The organism is Paenibacillus sp. FSL R5-0749, assembly GCF_038595085.1.
Classification (GTDB): Bacteria; Bacillota; Bacilli; order Paenibacillales; family Paenibacillaceae; genus Paenibacillus.
Genome location: NZ_CP152005.1, coordinates 57,254 through 74,685, shown reverse-complemented (window position 1 = coordinate 74,685; position 17,432 = coordinate 57,254). Strand labels below are relative to the sequence as shown.

The window sequence follows — 17,432 nt, the reverse complement described above, 5'->3', positions numbered from 1 at the left end:
TCTCTATGCTCACCTTTCCCGGTTCCGCTCATATATAATACGCAGCCCTTCAAGCGTAAGCAGCGGATCAACTTCCTCTATACTACGGGTTTCTTCTGCGATAAGTGTAGCGAGACCACCTGTCGCGATAACTCTGGGTTTCGCACCCATCTCTTCGCGAATGCGTTCTACAATACCGTCTACCTGCCCTGCATAGCCAAATATAATACCTGCTTGCATGGCATGAATAGTATTACGGCCAATGACCTTTTTAGGTTTCTCCAGCTCTATACGAGGCAGCTTGGATGCCCGCTCATAGAGGGCTTCCGTGGCGATCTGAATGCCAGGTACAATAGCTCCACCCAGGTAGTGACCTTTCTCGTCAATACAGTCAAAGGTCGTTGCGGTACCGAAATCGACCACGACGAGAGGGCCGCCATATTTCTCAACGGCCGCTACTGCATTAACAATACGATCTGCACCCACTTCACGAGGGTTCTCATATCGCAAGTTCAAGCCGGTTTTAATGCCGGGCCCGACGAGTAAAGCTTTTTTGCCTACATATTTCTCACACATCGCTTCGATAACATTCACCAGTGGTGGAACCACAGATGAGATGATGACACCTTCGATGTCACTTGCCCTGATACCCGACATATGAAATAAATTATAAATCAATACGCCGTATTCATCCACTGTTGACTGACGGGATGTACTCAGACGAAAGTGGTGCAGCAATTCCCGGCCTTGATATACGCCGAGCACCATATTGCTGTTCCCCACGTCTACAACTAGAATCAAAGAGGTTCACCCCTCTTTCTTTTCATTTAAATCCAAGCTGATATCCAGGCTCTCAAAAGAATAGGTTAACCTGCCAACCGAGATTACATCCACACCACTCTCAGCAATACCACGAATGGTCTGGAGGGATACGTTACCGGATGCTTCAACCTTCACATGAGGAGCCTGTTCACGAATAAGCTCAACCGCTTCACGCATCCGCTCTGGATGCATGTTATCCAGCATAATGATATCTGCCCCGGCTTGCAAGGCTTCTCTCACCTGCTCCAGATTTTCAGTCTCCACTTCAATCGTCATCGTATGTGGAATAACGGTTCGCGCACGCTGTACCGCCTCGGTGATTCCGCCTGCACCCTTGATGTGGTTATCCTTAATCATAACGGCATCGTACAGTCCAAATCGATGATTCGCTCCGCCACCCACGCGCACTGCGTATTTCTCAAGTAATCGGTGACCCGGCGTTGTCTTACGTGTATCCACAAGTCTGGTCTCAAGTCCATCCAGCAGATCAACGTAAGCACGCGTACGCGTAGCAATCCCGGACATACGTTGCAGCAAGTTGAGTGCCAGTCGTTCCCCCGTAAGTAGCGAGTGTGTACTTCCCTCTACCTCGGCCAAAATTGTGCCGTGGGTAACCTTGTCTCCGTCTGTTACCTTCGGTGTAAAAACAAGATCAGGATCAACGATCTGAAATACAAGTTCAGCCACAGTCATGCCTGCAATAATACCATTGTCTTTGGCGTGTATAATAGCCTTGGATTGGTTGCCTGCTGGGATCGTCACACTCGTTGTAACGTCACCTGCACCGACATCTTCACGAAGCCAGTTTTTGATTGATTCGATAAGCCCTTCATTATATCCGTTCAGTATCATGACATCAATTCCTCCACAATCGCTTGTTCTCGCTGCTGCAGACTATGCTTCTGCCACACCATATCATCACGTACCGGGAAATCCTCACGATAGTGAGCCCCCCGACTCTCCTCGCGGTGTAATGCGCCACCGGTAACTAACCAGGCACAGGTCAGAAGATTGGCATACTCCAACTCTTCCTTATGAGTAAGTGTCTGATCAAAAAACTGCAATTCCTGTTGCAGCTTCTCCATGGCCTTCCGCAGGTCCTCACCTTTCCGGCGCAAGCCTACCTGACGAACCATCATTTTCTGTAATCGTAAGCGTCTTTCGGATACCGGCTTTTGCTCTTCCATGATCTTGTTGATCTTGCTATTCATGCCCGCAGATGAAGGCGCACCCGCTCTTCCTTGTAATGAACCAAGCGGAGGAAGAGATTGAATACGCTCAACAATTCTCCGACCAAATACAATCGCTTCTGATAAGGAGTTGCTTGCCAGTCGGTTAGCTCCATGCACTCCTGTAGAAGATACCTCGCCACAAGCAAATAATCGGGAGATACTGCTTTCTCCACTTAAATCCGTTTTCACGCCACCCATCATGTAATGGGCAGCAGGTGCAACGGGAATCCAGTCGGTTGTCATGTCCAATCCATAACGCATACAAGTCTCATATATGGTAGGAAACCGGTGCTTGATCATCTCTGGCTGTTCATGCGTAATGTCCAAATACACGAACGTACTGTTGGTGGACTCCATCTCACTAACAATCGCTCTTGCCACGATATCGCGTGGGGCCAGTTCAAGCTGGACATGATAACGATCCATGAAACGTTCGCCCTTCACATTGCGCAAATATGCTCCTTCACCACGTACGGCTTCTGACACAAGGAAACGCGGGGCCCCCGGGTAACAAAGAGAGGTGGGGTGGAATTGGATAAATTCCATGTCACGCACGATAGCCCCAGCCCGGTAGGCCATTGCTACACCATCGGCAGTAGCTACATCCGGGTTCGTTGTGTATCGGTATAGTTGCCCTGCCCCGCCAGAGCAAAGAACGGTTGCCTGTGCTTTCACGAACACTTGCGATCCGTCATCCTTTTGAACCAGTGCGCCAATGCATTCCCCTCGCTCTGTAATCAGGTCAACAACAAAATGCTCATCCCATACTTCAATCCCGGGATGGTCATTCACTTCGACAGCAAGTGCACGTACAATCTCATATCCCGTGGCATCCCCGTTGGCATGCAAAATACGGCGGTGGCTATGCGCACCTTCCTGCGTCAATGCCAACTCGCCGTTCTCCAGATCAAACAAAGTACCCAGACGAATCAGTTCCTTCACTCCGTCCGGACCCTCATTCACCAATACCTCTACCGCCTCGGAGCGGCATAAACCCGCTCCTGCAACAAGTGTGTCCTGCAAGTGATAAGCAGGTGAATCATCCTCAGCAATAACCGCAGCGATTCCTCCCTGCGCATATCTGGTGTTACTTTCAAGTAATGACTTCTTCGTGATCATTAATACACGTTGTTGTTCACTGGCCTTAATAGCAGTAAACAAGCCAGCAATCCCTGAGCCTATAACGAGTACATCCGTCTCTACCATGGGTAGCGCAGACAGATCAAAATCAACTAAATATTGCGGTATCATGTTATTCACCTGTCTTGGAGCAAGAGTAGCGCATCCTATTTTACCAACAACATGCGCTCTAGTGATTCTCTGGCTTTGTCGGCAACAGCCGGTGGCACGTAGATCTGCGGCTTCATCGTTTCCAGGCATTTCACCAGTTTCTTCAAGTTGTTCACCTTCATATTGGGACATACGAGGAACTTGGTAGCAAAGTGGAACTGTTTATCCGGACTGTCCAGACGAAGCTGATATCCTGTGCCATCTTCGGTACCTACGATAAATTCCTTCGCTGATGAATTTTTGCAATACTCCAGAATAGCTGTTGTGCTGCCCACAAAATCACCCATTTCCACAACTTCAGGGCGACACTCTGGATGAACAACAAACTCTGCATTTGGATGCTTAGCTCTCATCTCCACCACATCCTTGACTGTGAGCATATCATGCGTGTTGCAGTAACCTTCCCAGATAATCATTTTTTTGTCTGTATGCTGCTGCACGTAATGTCCCAGGTTTTTATCAGGTACCCAGATAATCTCGTCGGAATCCACCGATTGAATAACCCGAACTGCATTCGCTGAAGTACAACAGATGTCAGTCTCAGCCTTAATCTCAGCCGAGGAATTGATATAAGTAACCACCTTGGCGTTAGGGTGTTGTGCTTTCAATTTGCGTAGTCCATCCACGTTCACCATATCTGCCATCGGGCAGCCCGCACGTTCATCCGGAATAATAACTGTTTTGTTCGGCGCCAGAATTTTAGCGCTTTCACCCATAAAATGAACACCACAGAAAACAATTACATCGGCATCGGTTTGTGCTGCCTTCTGGGCTAACAAAAACGAATCTCCACGGAAGTCAGCAACCTCCTGTACCTCGTCACGTTGATAATAATGGGCAAGAATAATGGCATTCCGTTCCTTCTTCAATTCCATCAGCCGCTCACGCAGCTCGCGGTTCATCTCAGCCTTGCGCTCTAAAGCCAGAGCTTCCACCTGTGATCCTCTCCTTTATCGGGACAGCGTCATACGCTGTTTCGTAGGGCCATCCTAAGTCGTTAATGTCGCTTGAGAAACGAATCACAAGCGGTTTAACAACTAATCTACACAACGTTCACGACTCTGTCAATAAATGAAAAAGGCCCGGTACAGCACCTTAACCACCTGTTTGCTAACTGGTTCGCCATCTAACTCCCGTTTATCTGTATCTATCCTCTTTTAAAATAATGGACAAAAAAAGAGAGCCCAAGGGCTCTCCTGATTTCACCTGCTGGCATAGCCAGATGTATTATTCATTAAGACGTTGGCTTCGTTCCGCCATCATCCGGGTTATTGTTATTACCTTTTTCCAAATTCGGAGACTCGTTTGGAATATCTCCTGCTGGTGGCTCAGGCGTTTCATCTTTACCTTGAATACGGACACGCACATCACCGATGTTGTCGATGATTGGCTCTCCGCCTTCAGTTGGTGTGCCTTCACCATCATTGTCGTTCTCTGCTTTTGGAGTTAAGGAACCTGTTTCGATCAATTGCTTGATCTGATCCATTTCCAAAGTCTCTACCTCAAGCAAAGTTTGAGCGATCAGATGCATCTCTTTTGAATGTTTAACAAGCAAGTCCTTACATTTCTCATAACATTCATTGATAAAGCGTTGCATTTCCTGATCAATCTCATATGCAATGGAATCCGAGTAATTCTGTTCATGACCGATATCCCGACCAAGGAATACCTGTCCTTGTGAACTTCCGAATTGCATAGGTCCCAATTTCTCACTCATTCCGTATTCCATAACCATGCTGCGAACAATACCTGTCGCTTGCTGGAAGTCACTGTATGCACCAGTACCAATCTCTCCGATGAACAATTCTTCAGCTACACGACCTCCGAGAAGTCCGGTTACTTTATCCAACAGTTCCTGCTTGGTAACCAGCATACGGTCTTCTTTTGGCAACATGATTACATATCCACCCGCACGTCCGCGCGGGATAATGGTCACTTTATGTACCATATCAGCATGTTCCAGGAAGTATCCTACAATGGTATGGCCTGCTTCGTGATAAGCAACGATTCGTTTCTCACGATCACTGATGACACGGCTTTTCTTCTCCGTACCAACGATGACACGGTCAATCGCTTCGTCAACTTCTTTCATGGAAATATCTTTACGATTACGACGTGCTGCTAGCAATGCCGCTTCGTTCAAGAGGTTCTCCAAATCTGCACCAGAGAAACCTGTTGTACGTTTCGCGATAATATCCATCTTCACGTCTTTAGTCAGTGGTTTATTACGGGAATGTACTTTCAGGACAGCTTCACGACCTTTTACATCAGGGCGGTCAACCGTAATTTGACGGTCAAAACGTCCTGGACGCAGCAAGGCAGGGTCCAAAATATCTGCACGGTTCGTTGCAGCTACGATGATAATACCTTCGTTAGCTCCGAAACCGTCCATTTCAACGAGCAACTGGTTAAGTGTTTGCTCACGCTCATCGTGACCACCACCAAGACCAGCACCACGCTGACGTCCTACAGCATCAATCTCATCGATAAAGATGATACATGGCGCATTTTTCTTTGCATTTTCAAACAAATCACGTACACGTGATGCACCGACACCGACAAACATTTCCACGAAGTCGGAACCTGAAATACTGAAGAATGGTACACCCGCTTCACCGGCTACCGCACGAGCGAGCAACGTTTTACCTGTACCTGGAGGACCTACGAGCAATACGCCCTTAGGAATCCGTGCACCTACTGCTGCGAATTTACGAGGGTCCTTGAGGAAGTCTACAACCTCAACAAGCTCCTGTTTCTCTTCGTCAGCACCCGCAACATCTTCAAATGTAACCCGCTTCTTCTCTTCGTTATAGAGACGAGCACGGCTTTTACCAAAGTTCATTACTTTACCGCCGCCGCCTTGAGCCTGATTAAACAGGAAGAAGAACAGCAGGAACATAATGATCAAAGGGATAAAGGAAGTCAGCAACGTCAACCAGATGCTGTCACCTTTCATTGGCTCCTGATGATATTGGAAATTGTTAGTTTCACTTGCAGCTACAAGCTCACTAATTGCCTCATCCGTAGGAGGAATATACGTTGAGAAATTTTCTGATTTGGCGCCATCTGGTGCCTTCTTGTATTGACCGGTCACGAGATACGTTTGACCGTTGAATTGAACCGTCAATTCAGAGACATTGTTGGCTTTGATCGCTGCACGCAACTGATCATATCTAGGATTATCGGTGGCTTCGCCGCCATTGCTGACGAACTGGACTATCCCCACCACAACTAAAAAAAGAATCAAATAAAAACCAGAATTCCGGATGAACCGATTCATCCCCTACCTCCTCTCGAGACACTTTAATTATTTTAACATAGCCCGACATGGCTTCTCAACAGAAGCCAAGAACAGCTCAAGGCTTGGGTCGGGCAGGATATTAGCTACTATAGACTTCCGGCTTCAAAATCCCAATATAGGGCAGGTTCCGGTACTTCTCCGCAAAATCCAAACCGTAACCAACGATGAACGCGTCAGGAATGTCAAAGCCTGTGTAATGAGCTTCCAACTCAACTTTACGGCCTGAAGGCTTGTCGAACAGCGTAACCACACGCACCGATTCGGCACCGCGGTTTTCTAACAGTTCAATCAGATAGCTGAGTGTAAGTCCGCTGTCGATAATATCTTCGACAATCAAAACTTCCCGTCCTTCAACGGACACATCCAGATCCTTAATGATTTTGACAACACCTGATGACTTGGTGGAAGCGCCGTAACTGGATACCGCCATAAAATCCATTTCAACAGGTACCGTTATGTTTTTAACCAAATCAGCCATAAATATAAACGCACCCTTGAGCACACAAATGACCAAAGGATTGCGGTTTGCATATTCGGCACTTAGTGTTGCACCTAATTCCTTGACTTTACTCTGAATTTCTTCTTCACTGATCAATACTTCTTGAATGTCGTTCTGCAACTGTGCGAACCTCCTAAGTTATACTATGAAAGCCTTACCTGAACCATAACCACTACCCCTGAATCGCTGAATCGCCTACAGTCATGTACAGGATTGCGGAAGTACCCTCCCTGACAGGAGCCACACTGGACCGTCGAACACCCGGTAACCAGATGATATGACCTGCTCCATCACATACCACAGGAATACGTGGACGGACAGATGGGGGGATTTTCTCATCGATGAAAATATTTTTCACCTTTTTGCTTCCGTTTAATCCCATTACTTTCATGGTATCTCCAGGTAACCGTGAACGCACAACCAGCGGCATAAGCAGTTGATCCGCATCAAACGCGGCTTGATCCGCCGATTCCGGTACATGATAGTCCTCGGGACTCACCGTCATCAACCGAATATATCGATTAATTGGGGTGAGTGAAAGCTCATAAGTTCCACTCCATTGCGCAAGACGATACTCGTAAGATTGATCCTGTACGTCCGTCCGTATGCCGAAAGAAATCAGATTATACTCCCGAGTGCAGGCGAGTGTCTGTCCTATATCCAGGCTCCAGGTCGTCACATCGGTCTCCATGACCTTGTGTCGAATGGTTTCTATACGGGTAAAGTCGACAAAATCACTGTCCAAAGGCAGATAATTCAATATTAGTTTAATCAACCTTCGTTGTAAAGCGACATGTAACTTCAAGAAGGAAGGCACCTCAAAGGTTTGCCTTCCGCCGTTCACCTGCACTAGACACCTGTATGTGTCATATGCACTCTGCTCCATGAAATCGTCTTCATCACCCACAATTTCGGCAAGCCGATTCAATGACGGCGTGAGTTGTCCATTATACTGCCCCAAAAAAGGAAGCACATCCAAGCGAATGGCATTACGCCGATATTTACGCAGGGTGTTGCTTTCATCATTAAAATACATAAAACCCTGGGTATTACAAGCTTCTACAAGGTCTGTCTTGTTTATACGAAGGCATGGACGAATAAGTTCCACATTTTTTTCTCGCCTTTTAAACTTAATTCCTGAGAGTCCCGACAAGCCGGTTCCACGAAGCAAATGAAGCATGACTGTCTCCGCCTGATCATCCGCATGATGTGCCAAAGCGATGCTTGCGGCATTATACTTGGTAGCTACTTCATGTAGAAAAGCATACCGCTTGTTGCGAGCAGCCTCCTGTGGTCCTTGACCCGTCAGCTCCATATATGAAGGAACATCGGCCTTGGTCCATTCAAATGCAATGCCAAGCTGCTGTGCCAGTTCCATCATTTTGTCGGCTTCATCATCCGATTCGGGACGGAAACCATGATGCACATGCGCACAGATCAATTCAAGCGGGACATGCCGCTTGCTGATCTCGTGCATGATATGCAAAAAAGCCACCGAGTCCGGCCCGCCCGATACTGCGACGACAATCCGATCCCCGGGAACCCATAACTGATGCTCTTCCGCTGCATCCAGCACGTTCTTCACCAGCATGTTCCAGCGTAAAGCCTCCATACCTGTTCCTCATTCCTTGCGTTATGTATATGCACTCTCACAGATCAGAAACGCAGTGCATAGATGAGCACTCCAATAAGTAATATCACAGATACAGCGAATGCGTTCTTAAGCCAGCGCGGTGTTGTACTTTTGGAACGACGGCGTAGAGGCGTGGGACGAGCCATCATTTCCTTCCACGCTTGTGCCGCATGACCTGCATCACGAAACTGACCTCGTAGTGCCTGAATCGTCCAATTGCGAAAAGGACCCAGTCGTTCACTGCGCTCCACCAGCGCTACGAGCTGATTCACACTTCGCAGTTGTGGTAATCCTTCTGCTGCCAGTGCCTTGAGCGCGTCTGCTTCAAGTACATGAATCAACAATAATGCAAATGCAAACACATCATAGGTACCATCGGCTGTACGGCTGCCTGCATTCCAGAAGCCCCGATCATACCATTCGGTGAACTGCTTGACGCTTCGACCAATAGACGTAACTCCGCCGTAGTCGATCAGTTCTACCTGCCCATAATCGGATACCAGCACATTCTGAGGTTTGAGATCACCAAACACCCATCCTGCCTGATGCAATTGTGCCAGCTTCTGCAAGAGCCTAAGTCCCACCAGAAGTGTCCAGTCTGTCCCCTGACGCCGAATGAAGTGATGAAGAGCCTCACCTCTAACGTAACGCATCACATAAAAGGGAATATCCCGGCCACGAACGGCATAATCATCCACATCTTTAAGATAGGAAGGAATGCCGCTCTGCCGAAGGGCTTCATGATTACGCTGTAGTTGAAAAGATTTGAGCACATTGACTTCCGATTGTAGATCTACCGGATCAAATCCCATTTTTAGCGCGTAGTGTTTGCCATTTTCACCCCGTTGGACAAGAAAAACGATGCCATTGGCTCCTTTGCCCAGTAGCTTCCGAATCGTGTAACGACTGCGATTCCATTTCCCTGTAACCACTGTTCCTGGCGGGAAAGAGGCGTCAGACAACGTTGTCACCGAGCATCCCTTCTCTTTCAATGCGATAGTTCCCTTCTATTTCCTGCTGTTCCTCCAGTGTACCATAACGGTAAAAATCAATCACCTTCTGAATTGCAGGACCTGTCGGTGTTGCGCCCTTCATCTGCAACCTTCCAAACAGGGACCGAACACGGCCTGGATCCGTTGTCCAGTCAATATCCATTACCGCATCTTCTCCACTGTGTCGTCCCGGGAAATGAAATACGGAAAGCTTGCTCTGACCTACACGCGCCTGCAAACTCAACATTAAATCGCGAATGCCCTCTTCAACCGCTGCCAGTTTGGGCTTCATGCTGGCACTGACGTCTATTAGCAATATCACCTGTAAGGCTGTAGTTTCAGCCATGTCATCCATCACTTCCACGACCCGGGCGCGTTGTGCAGGCTCCAGATCGGTTACCGTTTTGGGCTCCTTCTCCCCCAAAATTTGTGTTAACTCTCTATTAACCGCCTGCTGAATAGTCTGAACCACCGTTTTCCTTGTCATCATCTGCATGGTATGGGCAAGCTGCCGTGTACCTACGATTTGGCTGATTCCACCTCCGGCTCTGGCAATATCCTCAATCTCCCGACTGCCCAACTCACCAATGGTTCCATAATCAATCACACCAACTACATTAACCGTAATGCCCTCTTCCTGTGCTTCGGCCGCTGCCAGCACCGGACTTGGTCCTACATTGGAACAACCGTCGGTGATCAATAAGATTTGCTTCATCCGATATCCCTCCGTTATTCGTTACTCTCCAACTCTATGACTAGCATTGCCAGATTGAAGAGACTTCAAACAGAAGAATATGCAATTAGCTGACGGTCCGTGGTCGCTCCATCCGATTAATGCCGGGCACACGCAGTGTGGCCCATTCAGGACGGAAATGCTCTACTTTTCCAACAACGACGGTCATATCATCCAGAATTTCATGCTGCTGATATCTTATGACACTTTCAAGCAGGCAATCGGCCAAATCTTGTGGATCGTCTGTATCAATCTCTTGAATGAGTCGTTTCATCCATAGCTCTTTGTTCACAGCATACCCCGGTGCATCATAGATGCCATCCGTCATCATAATGAGGATATCACCTGGTTGTAGCTGTACCGTCACCAAATCCACTTCAATATCTTTAATAATACCGATTGGCAAATTGCTGGCTGAAACTTGAATAACCTCCTGTCCACGTTTGATAAAGCTTGGCGTTGAACCGATTTTCATAAACGTTGTCTCTGCCGTATATTCATCAATCAGCGCCATATCGACTGTGGCATACATCTCTTCAGGGGAGCGCAGCATCAGAACGGAGTTCACGGATTTGATCGCCAGTTTCTCGTCCATGCCTGACTGTAGCAACTGCTCCAGTATGTTCAGTGCCGCGCTGCTCTCCATGCGAGCCCGTTCCCCATTGCCCATTCCATCACTGAGCGCAACCGCGAATGTACCGTTTCCTAACTCAACTGTGCTAAAGCTGTCGCCTGACATCACATCTCCCCCTTTGGCAGCAGCAGCAACACCGGTGGTTACCTCGAACGTTTTGGCTGAACCAAACGTAACAGTCGCCAGTCCCTGGCGAGGGTCGGTCATCGTCTCATGCAAGACGGCGATATGTTCGTCCAGTACATCCGAGATCAGCGGAGCGATCATTTTCCGGCACTCATCGAATCCCCGTGTATATGCATGTACTATCTCAATTTCCACATTGCCCGCTTCCAGATTGATGATCTCAATAGAGTGAATGGACAGGCCCAGTGACTCCAGTGCATCCCGAATCTGTTCCTCCTGTTGCACCATCTCCTCACTTTCCCGCTGAATTTCTTTGGCCAGGTCTTCCATGACCTGAGATACACCGGACAATTGCTCTGCAACCAACTGCCGGCTATCAATAATCTGGCGTTTCCACTGCATGTTATGTTGATGCAGCCCGTATTGGGCACGCATGACTTCAAGTACCTCTTCCGGCTTCGAACACACCCTGTTCCATTCCACTGGAATCTGCTTACCTGAAATCTCCGGGTTCCCTTCAATGGTACTCATCACATCGGTCATGTATTTGTAGGTCTGAATAAACTTGGCATCCCAACATTGCGTACGCTTGAAGCAGCTTGCACATGTGCCCTCGGCAACCGCATTCATGAAATGATCCATTCCACCTTCTTTCTGTACTGGCTCGCCCGCACCGGACATCTGATCAAAGCTGCGTGACAATTGACGGAATACCTGCGAGAAGCGAGTGACCCGTTCTGCTGTGATATCCCTAATCCGCTTGGCATACTCATGCTGGGATTTGGTATGGTCCTGCGTACCTGGTACATATTTCGATATCGCCGTCATCAAGCTCTTAGGTGTCAACATAAACAGAACGATAGCCGCACATGTCTCCCATAATGAATTCATCACATCACCTGGCCCACCCAAATATATGGATAGAATGGACGAACCTAGCAGCATGCCCAGTGCAACCCCCGCACGTTTACCCTCTCGAAGCATCCCTGCCAGCATCCCGGCAAAAGCAAGCAGGCTCATCTGATACACCGCTGACATGTCAGCCAGACTCAGAATCAAGCCGGTAATGACCCCAACTGAGGCTCCGAGGGGGGCTCCGCCCACCAGCGCAAAGATTAATATGAGATAACGGGAGAGCATATGCTCGACGGATAAGGATTGAATGGTCCACCCCACAGCTCCCGTCATAACGGATGCGAGCAATATAATCAGGCAGAGGATCTCCTCGTTCTTTAGGCTGAACTTTTTTTTGCGGTAGGTGAAGATCGGTATGGCTTGTATGAAAACAAGGGTAAGCACGAAGCTTAGTACCGAATCCATCGTGAGCATCAGCATAGCGTACCAGCTGAAGGATGGCCCGATCACAACCGCGAATAATTTGACCATAAATGTAGTGGTAAACACCATCGTCGGCGCATAAGATAATTCAGCACGATCATATGACTCCAGACCGCGGAAGAGCAGATAAAAGATGGCGATCTCTGATGCAACAATGAGTGGTACGGGAAACGGTGCAAAGAGACTACCTGCGAGTAGAGCGGCGCCTACCGGAATGATGTAATCCCTGCGCATGAAAGCAATTACGGCGAAGTACGCAATGGCAAAAGGAGATAACTCATTCAGGATCATCGCCTTTCCGAGTAGAAATCCCATAAACGTAAGCAGCAGTACCCATTTGCGGGAAGCCACCATTTGGACAGCCTTGCGGGAGCCAAGCCAATGTTTCAGACGTACAGACAACTCCTCCCGAGCTTCCGTACCACCTTTACCTGCTTTCATTCCCGGAAATTGAATGACATTCCACTTTTCCATCATCCTCAAGGCACCCCATTCGATTAATTTGAATTTTCGTGTTTCGTTCTCGATGGTTCTGATTATAGATAGAATAGAAGACGTAGTTTGTCAGAATAGGTGGGCAGGGTCCAAAAAGTTTACGACAAAAGAAATGAGTCTGGCGCGGTGGAGCAAAACCCCCGGCCTTATTGTGGTTTCTGTCCTTCCCTTCCTTGATTCCGACAATCGGAATGTCTGATTTTGAATCGGAGCTGGTGTGGTCTCGCCATCATTTGAGCAGGATAGCTGTGGAATGCCACGGAAACCTGTCGGTAAAAAATGGTAGACGACAAATGTTCTTATGATTCCATTTTGCCGTGCAGAAAAACTGGGGATATGGAGCTTCACCTTACAAAAAAAGCTATTCACCTACTTATCTGTGAAAAGTCATCTGTAAAAGAAATGCAAAAAAACCGTTAGCCCAGGGGCTAACGGTTTCTCTTATATGTTTAGATCAGGTTGTGACAGATTACACACGCTTGGCTCCGCGGCCTCCACGTTTGCCTTCTGTGTTCTTCTTAAGCGAAGAGATCCGCTCTTCACTATCTTTCAGGAAGCGTGACATTTTATCCTCAAATGAAGGTTTGCCTGCTGCGGGCTTGAAAGAACGGCCTCCGCGGTCACCACGGTTAAATCCACCGCCGCCGCCACCACGACCTTGGCCACCACTTGGGCCTCCGCCGCTGAATCGTTCGCGATCTCCTCCACTGCGTTCCGGTCTAGGAGCTCTCGGGGGTCTGGATTGTGTTTGTTGCTCAACCGGTTTGTCAACAGCTTGCTTAATGGAAAGTCCGATCTTGCCATCCTTGTCAACGTTGATAACCTTCACTGTAACGAGGTCATTCAGCTTCAGGTGGTCGTTGACATCTTTGACGTAATTGTCGGCGATTTCCGAGATGTGAACGAGACCCGTGACACCTCCTGACAGATCCACAAATGCTCCAAAATGCGTGATTCCTGTCACCTTGCCCTCTAACTTGGTGCCCACTTCAATTGCCATAGAATAAAATGATCCTCCCTTAAAAATATACAACCCGATTTTTTGAATGCCAAAATCAATGCTGCGCTAATGTAATTATACCTTATGCCGTAAACCAAGGTCAACTGAACACTACCCCATCAGAGAGCCTATTTTTTCCGGTTTAACGGCTTCAGACACACGGATAACAAACCTAGCTCGGTAATGGACCGAATTCCATCAGTTCCCTGACTCTTCAACCTGGATCGGCGTTTCCTCAGGAAGATAATATCCTTTTTTCCGCGCCAGCTGTCCTATGTATTCAGGGTCATTCAACCGGCTGACTTCGTACTTCAACTGTTCCAGCTTCTTCAACGTATCTTCCTTTGAAGCTTGCTGAGTAGCCAGATGAGAACTCTTGTCCGAAATTTGTGCATTCTGCACAAGGAATGTATATCCTGCCCATATTACAAATACAATCATAAACGTCATCCAAAGCATGAGGCGCCTTTTTGCACCGGCAGATTTTCCTTGGTTAGTTGGAGCCTTTGATCTGCCCACAGGTGTTTTACCCATTACGGACCTCCTTAAAACCAGCGTTTCCATATCGCTGCAATTCTTGTACCCACACGGATCATGAAGCGTGGCGTTACCCAATATTTCAGGAGCGGCCTAAACATCCAGCGGAACAACTTGCCGAAAGGTACCAAACATTGCAGTACCAGCCTGCCCAGGAATAATAGTATCGCAATTACAAAACCGAATAATACGCGAATGAACTTATAAATTCCTTTAACCGGCATAACGATCAGGATGTTAAGGATATGTCCACACCAATGAATCAGCGTTCTTGCGAGTTTAATTAACATTACCACAAAACGCTGGGTTGTAACACTTAAAAGCCAAAAATAGAAGCAAACCCCTATAATCAGCCCCAAAAAGACATAAAACCGCAACTGTCCGTGGTTTCCGGCGTATAGCATCCGAAAAACGAACAGCGCGGAAGCAACCCAGTACAACAGATCGAGCGTGTGAATACTCCACCTCGGAAACCGCAGCTGTCCGGACAGTACCCGGTAACTGTCGTAGGCCATTCCCATCACGACCCCCGAAGTAAGCATCCACATCAATGTGATCCATTGAGTATCCGGACTCATCGGAACATCTTGCCGAACAGGCCTTTACTATTCTTGTTCTGGGAACCGGGGTCCAGATATTGCAGAGAACTGACAGTGCCTTCAATGGATAAGAGGCCTTCCTCCAGGCTCAAGTTTTTGATATGTAAATTGTGCCCCCGGATGGTCAGATGCCCAAGTTCAGTCTGCAGCAAAAATTCCTCACTGTCGAAGCTCTCCACGTTGGTGACACCCGTCAGATCCAGCAGTTTCCGATTCTGCATGCTCAGATGATGCTGTTTGGTCTTACCGTGCTCAACCATGGCATGTACCCCTCCTTCTTACACCTAGCTTATGGATGTGGAGGTTGGAATAGAACCAGCGGATTTAAAATCTCATCTAAGGCTCAATATGTACTTTAATAAGAGCAACATAACCATATGAAGCGGATAGAATGAGTAATTTATAAAACGCTTTAATCTGAAAGTAGAATTTTGAAAATAAAAAATTAATGGAAGAGAAAATAATGAGAAGATCTGTATCCAGCTATAGTGATAAATATCAGTGAAAACTATAGTGGCTATCGCTTGCAGTATTACGATTAAATATTTATTCTTTATATAATAAAAAATCAATATTGTGATTATACCGTATATACCATATTCAAAACCAAGCAATCTTGATAATGTAAGAACTAAAGTAATTAAAGGCCACTTAGCTACTTTTAGTTTACTCTCTATTAATTTGATTACGATTATTCCGCTCAATAAAGTAAAACAAACATTTAAATAATTCGTGTTAAACAAAAGAAGATGAGGAATTTCAGAAACAAACGCTAATAAAAGCACTCTTAATATATATGAATTCACACTTTTAGTTCGTTTGTAACCAAAAGCTATACTCCATGCAAATAAAGGGAATGCTAAACGTCCAATAATACTTAGAAAAGTTTCATTTGGAAAAAAGGTGTGACCAATATGATCGAGAAGCATGGTTGTAAAAGCAAGTACTTTTAACATTTTTGTCTCCTATTAAAAATTTAAAAATAGAAGTTTACAAAATTAGTAAACTTCTATTTTTATAAAAACAAACACACCTCAATATGATATAAGAATTCTTCTTTGAGATTCATAATGAAATCTGTTAACACGAATTTTGTTGATTAGTGCACTGGTAAGTCGATCATAAATAAGAATGAACTTGTTATAGTCACTATCAATTTCAAATTCAATTATGTTTTTACTGTTAATTGAAACTATGTTTGAGTTTTCTTTTATACAGTTAACTTTATTTCCGTTTAATAAAATTAACTGTTCATTGACATACTGTATAATGAAAACTTGGTCATCTTCATAAAAAATATAATCAAATGGATCTTTAATTTCATTTTTAAAAACTTCTTCAAATCTTAAGTCAAAATAAGCTAAATACGTCTCTGAATTCAAGAACTCTTTTTTTGTGTAAATTAATTTTTCTTCTGTTAGACTTAGAATTGTTAAAGAGCTTTGATAATCGGCTTCGTCAATGATAAAACAGCTTAGTTCTTCGTTATTTTCAACATTATTTATCAGAGAATTCGTTTTAATATGCAGTAACGTCTCTGAACTATCAAAATAAGTTGATTTCATTTGATTTGCTTTAATCTGTTCCCAGAAACTTTCTTTTTCATAAGATTCAATCCTACCAGTTTTCATAATAATGTCCTGACCATTGTTATACACGAAAATATCTTCAATCTGTAGATATTCTTTTTTTGGAATCTGAATAGCTGAAACTTGTCTGAACTTAAAATCTAGTAAATAGCAATGTGAGTAGAATGGTCCCTCTGATGAAAATCGTTGTTGCGGAGTTAATAATATGCAATGTCTTTCATTTAGTCCAATTAGCCTACTATTCAAAGCAATGTGTAATAGATCATCTTCACTTGCTATATCGACCTTAACCCTTCCTACTTCTGAATCCTCAAAAGATTTTAGGTCTAATTTATTTACAATGATTTCAGAACCCAACATTTTTTTTTCGATTGTACCATAATAAAAATTACTTCCTGATGCAGAGGAATTAACTATTCTGGTTTTGTAGGGAAAACTGTATTTTCTAATTTCATTGGTGTCTAATACTAATAAACTTTTAAAATAATAATCTGCCTCAATTGAGTAGTCGCACTGTTCAACAAAAACAAAACTATCATTTATTATATTTTTCGTAATATCCATGTTCTGATTTAATATTTCATCAAGTTTTAAAATTTTCAACACTTAACCCTCCTATTACTACAAGATAAT

General features: G+C 45.7%; 16 protein-coding genes. All 16 read right to left on the bottom strand.

Annotated features, from left to right (window positions below; genetic code table 11):
* Window positions 1–9: 9 nt before the first annotated feature.
* Window positions 10–780, bottom strand: coding sequence for a type III pantothenate kinase (locus MKY85_RS00345; RefSeq protein WP_026081372.1), 771 nt, complete (start codon window positions 778–780; stop codon window positions 10–12).
* Between the two features lie 6 nt (window positions 781–786).
* Window positions 787–1,653, bottom strand: coding sequence for a carboxylating nicotinate-nucleotide diphosphorylase (gene nadC / locus MKY85_RS00340; RefSeq protein WP_339238942.1), 867 nt, complete (start codon window positions 1,651–1,653; stop codon window positions 787–789).
* Window positions 1,650–3,284: an L-aspartate oxidase gene (nadB, locus tag MKY85_RS00335; RefSeq protein WP_342571536.1), complete on the bottom strand. Its 1,635-nt coding sequence runs from the start codon at window positions 3,282–3,284 to the stop codon at window positions 1,650–1,652. Before nadB ends, nadC begins: the two co-directional genes overlap by 4 nt.
* Window positions 3,285–3,319: 35 nt before the next feature.
* Window positions 3,320–4,258 carry a quinolinate synthase NadA gene (gene nadA, locus MKY85_RS00330; RefSeq protein ID WP_017691350.1) on the bottom strand — a complete coding sequence of 313 codons (939 nt, stop codon included), beginning with the start codon at window positions 4,256–4,258 and terminating at the stop codon, window positions 3,320–3,322.
* A gap of 299 nt (window positions 4,259–4,557) precedes the next feature.
* Window positions 4,558–6,603 carry an ATP-dependent zinc metalloprotease FtsH gene (gene ftsH, locus MKY85_RS00325; protein WP_339238940.1) on the bottom strand — a complete coding sequence of 682 codons (2,046 nt, stop codon included), beginning with the start codon at window positions 6,601–6,603 and terminating at the stop codon, window positions 4,558–4,560.
* A 100-nt stretch (window positions 6,604–6,703) separates the two neighbouring features.
* The gene (gene hpt / locus MKY85_RS00320; protein WP_017691352.1) at window positions 6,704–7,243 is read right to left on the bottom strand and encodes a hypoxanthine phosphoribosyltransferase; all 540 of its coding nucleotides are present in this window, start codon (window positions 7,241–7,243) and stop codon (window positions 6,704–6,706) included.
* A 52-nt stretch (window positions 7,244–7,295) separates the two neighbouring features.
* On the bottom strand, window positions 7,296–8,735 hold the full coding sequence (gene tilS / locus MKY85_RS00315; RefSeq protein WP_342571535.1) for a tRNA lysidine(34) synthetase TilS: 1,440 nt from the start codon (window positions 8,733–8,735) through the stop codon (window positions 7,296–7,298).
* A gap of 44 nt (window positions 8,736–8,779) precedes the next feature.
* Window positions 8,780–9,727: a serine/threonine protein kinase gene (locus MKY85_RS00310; protein WP_253428901.1), complete on the bottom strand. Its 948-nt coding sequence runs from the start codon at window positions 9,725–9,727 to the stop codon at window positions 8,780–8,782.
* Complete coding sequence (locus tag MKY85_RS00305; RefSeq protein ID WP_339238937.1) at window positions 9,711–10,463, bottom strand: VWA domain-containing protein; 753 nt, start codon at window positions 10,461–10,463, stop codon at window positions 9,711–9,713. Before MKY85_RS00305 ends, MKY85_RS00310 begins: the two co-directional genes overlap by 17 nt.
* An 85-nt stretch (window positions 10,464–10,548) precedes the next feature.
* Entirely contained in the window at window positions 10,549–13,056 is a 2,508-nt protein-coding gene (spoIIE, locus tag MKY85_RS00300) for a stage II sporulation protein E (RefSeq protein WP_339238936.1), read from the bottom strand.
* A gap of 487 nt (window positions 13,057–13,543) precedes the next feature.
* Entirely contained in the window at window positions 13,544–14,074 is a 531-nt protein-coding gene (locus MKY85_RS00295) for a S1 domain-containing RNA-binding protein (protein WP_017691357.1), read from the bottom strand.
* Between the two features lie 198 nt (window positions 14,075–14,272).
* Window positions 14,273–14,608: a septum formation initiator family protein gene (locus tag MKY85_RS00290; RefSeq protein WP_076254642.1), complete on the bottom strand. Its 336-nt coding sequence runs from the start codon at window positions 14,606–14,608 to the stop codon at window positions 14,273–14,275.
* Window positions 14,609–14,619: 11 nt separating this feature from the next.
* Window positions 14,620–15,189 carry a spore cortex biosynthesis protein YabQ gene (gene yabQ, locus MKY85_RS00285; protein WP_124118809.1) on the bottom strand — a complete coding sequence of 190 codons (570 nt, stop codon included), beginning with the start codon at window positions 15,187–15,189 and terminating at the stop codon, window positions 14,620–14,622.
* Complete coding sequence (gene yabP / locus MKY85_RS00280; protein ID WP_342571534.1) at window positions 15,186–15,470, bottom strand: sporulation protein YabP; 285 nt, start codon at window positions 15,468–15,470, stop codon at window positions 15,186–15,188. The genes yabQ and yabP overlap by 4 nt, the downstream gene beginning before the upstream one ends.
* A gap of 72 nt (window positions 15,471–15,542) precedes the next feature.
* On the bottom strand, window positions 15,543–16,166 hold the full coding sequence (locus tag MKY85_RS00275) for a TraX family protein (protein ID WP_342571533.1): 624 nt from the start codon (window positions 16,164–16,166) through the stop codon (window positions 15,543–15,545).
* A 78-nt stretch (window positions 16,167–16,244) separates the two neighbouring features.
* On the bottom strand, window positions 16,245–17,402 hold the full coding sequence (locus MKY85_RS00270; RefSeq protein ID WP_342571532.1) for a hypothetical protein: 1,158 nt from the start codon (window positions 17,400–17,402) through the stop codon (window positions 16,245–16,247).
* Between the last annotated feature and the right edge of the window lie 30 nt (window positions 17,403–17,432).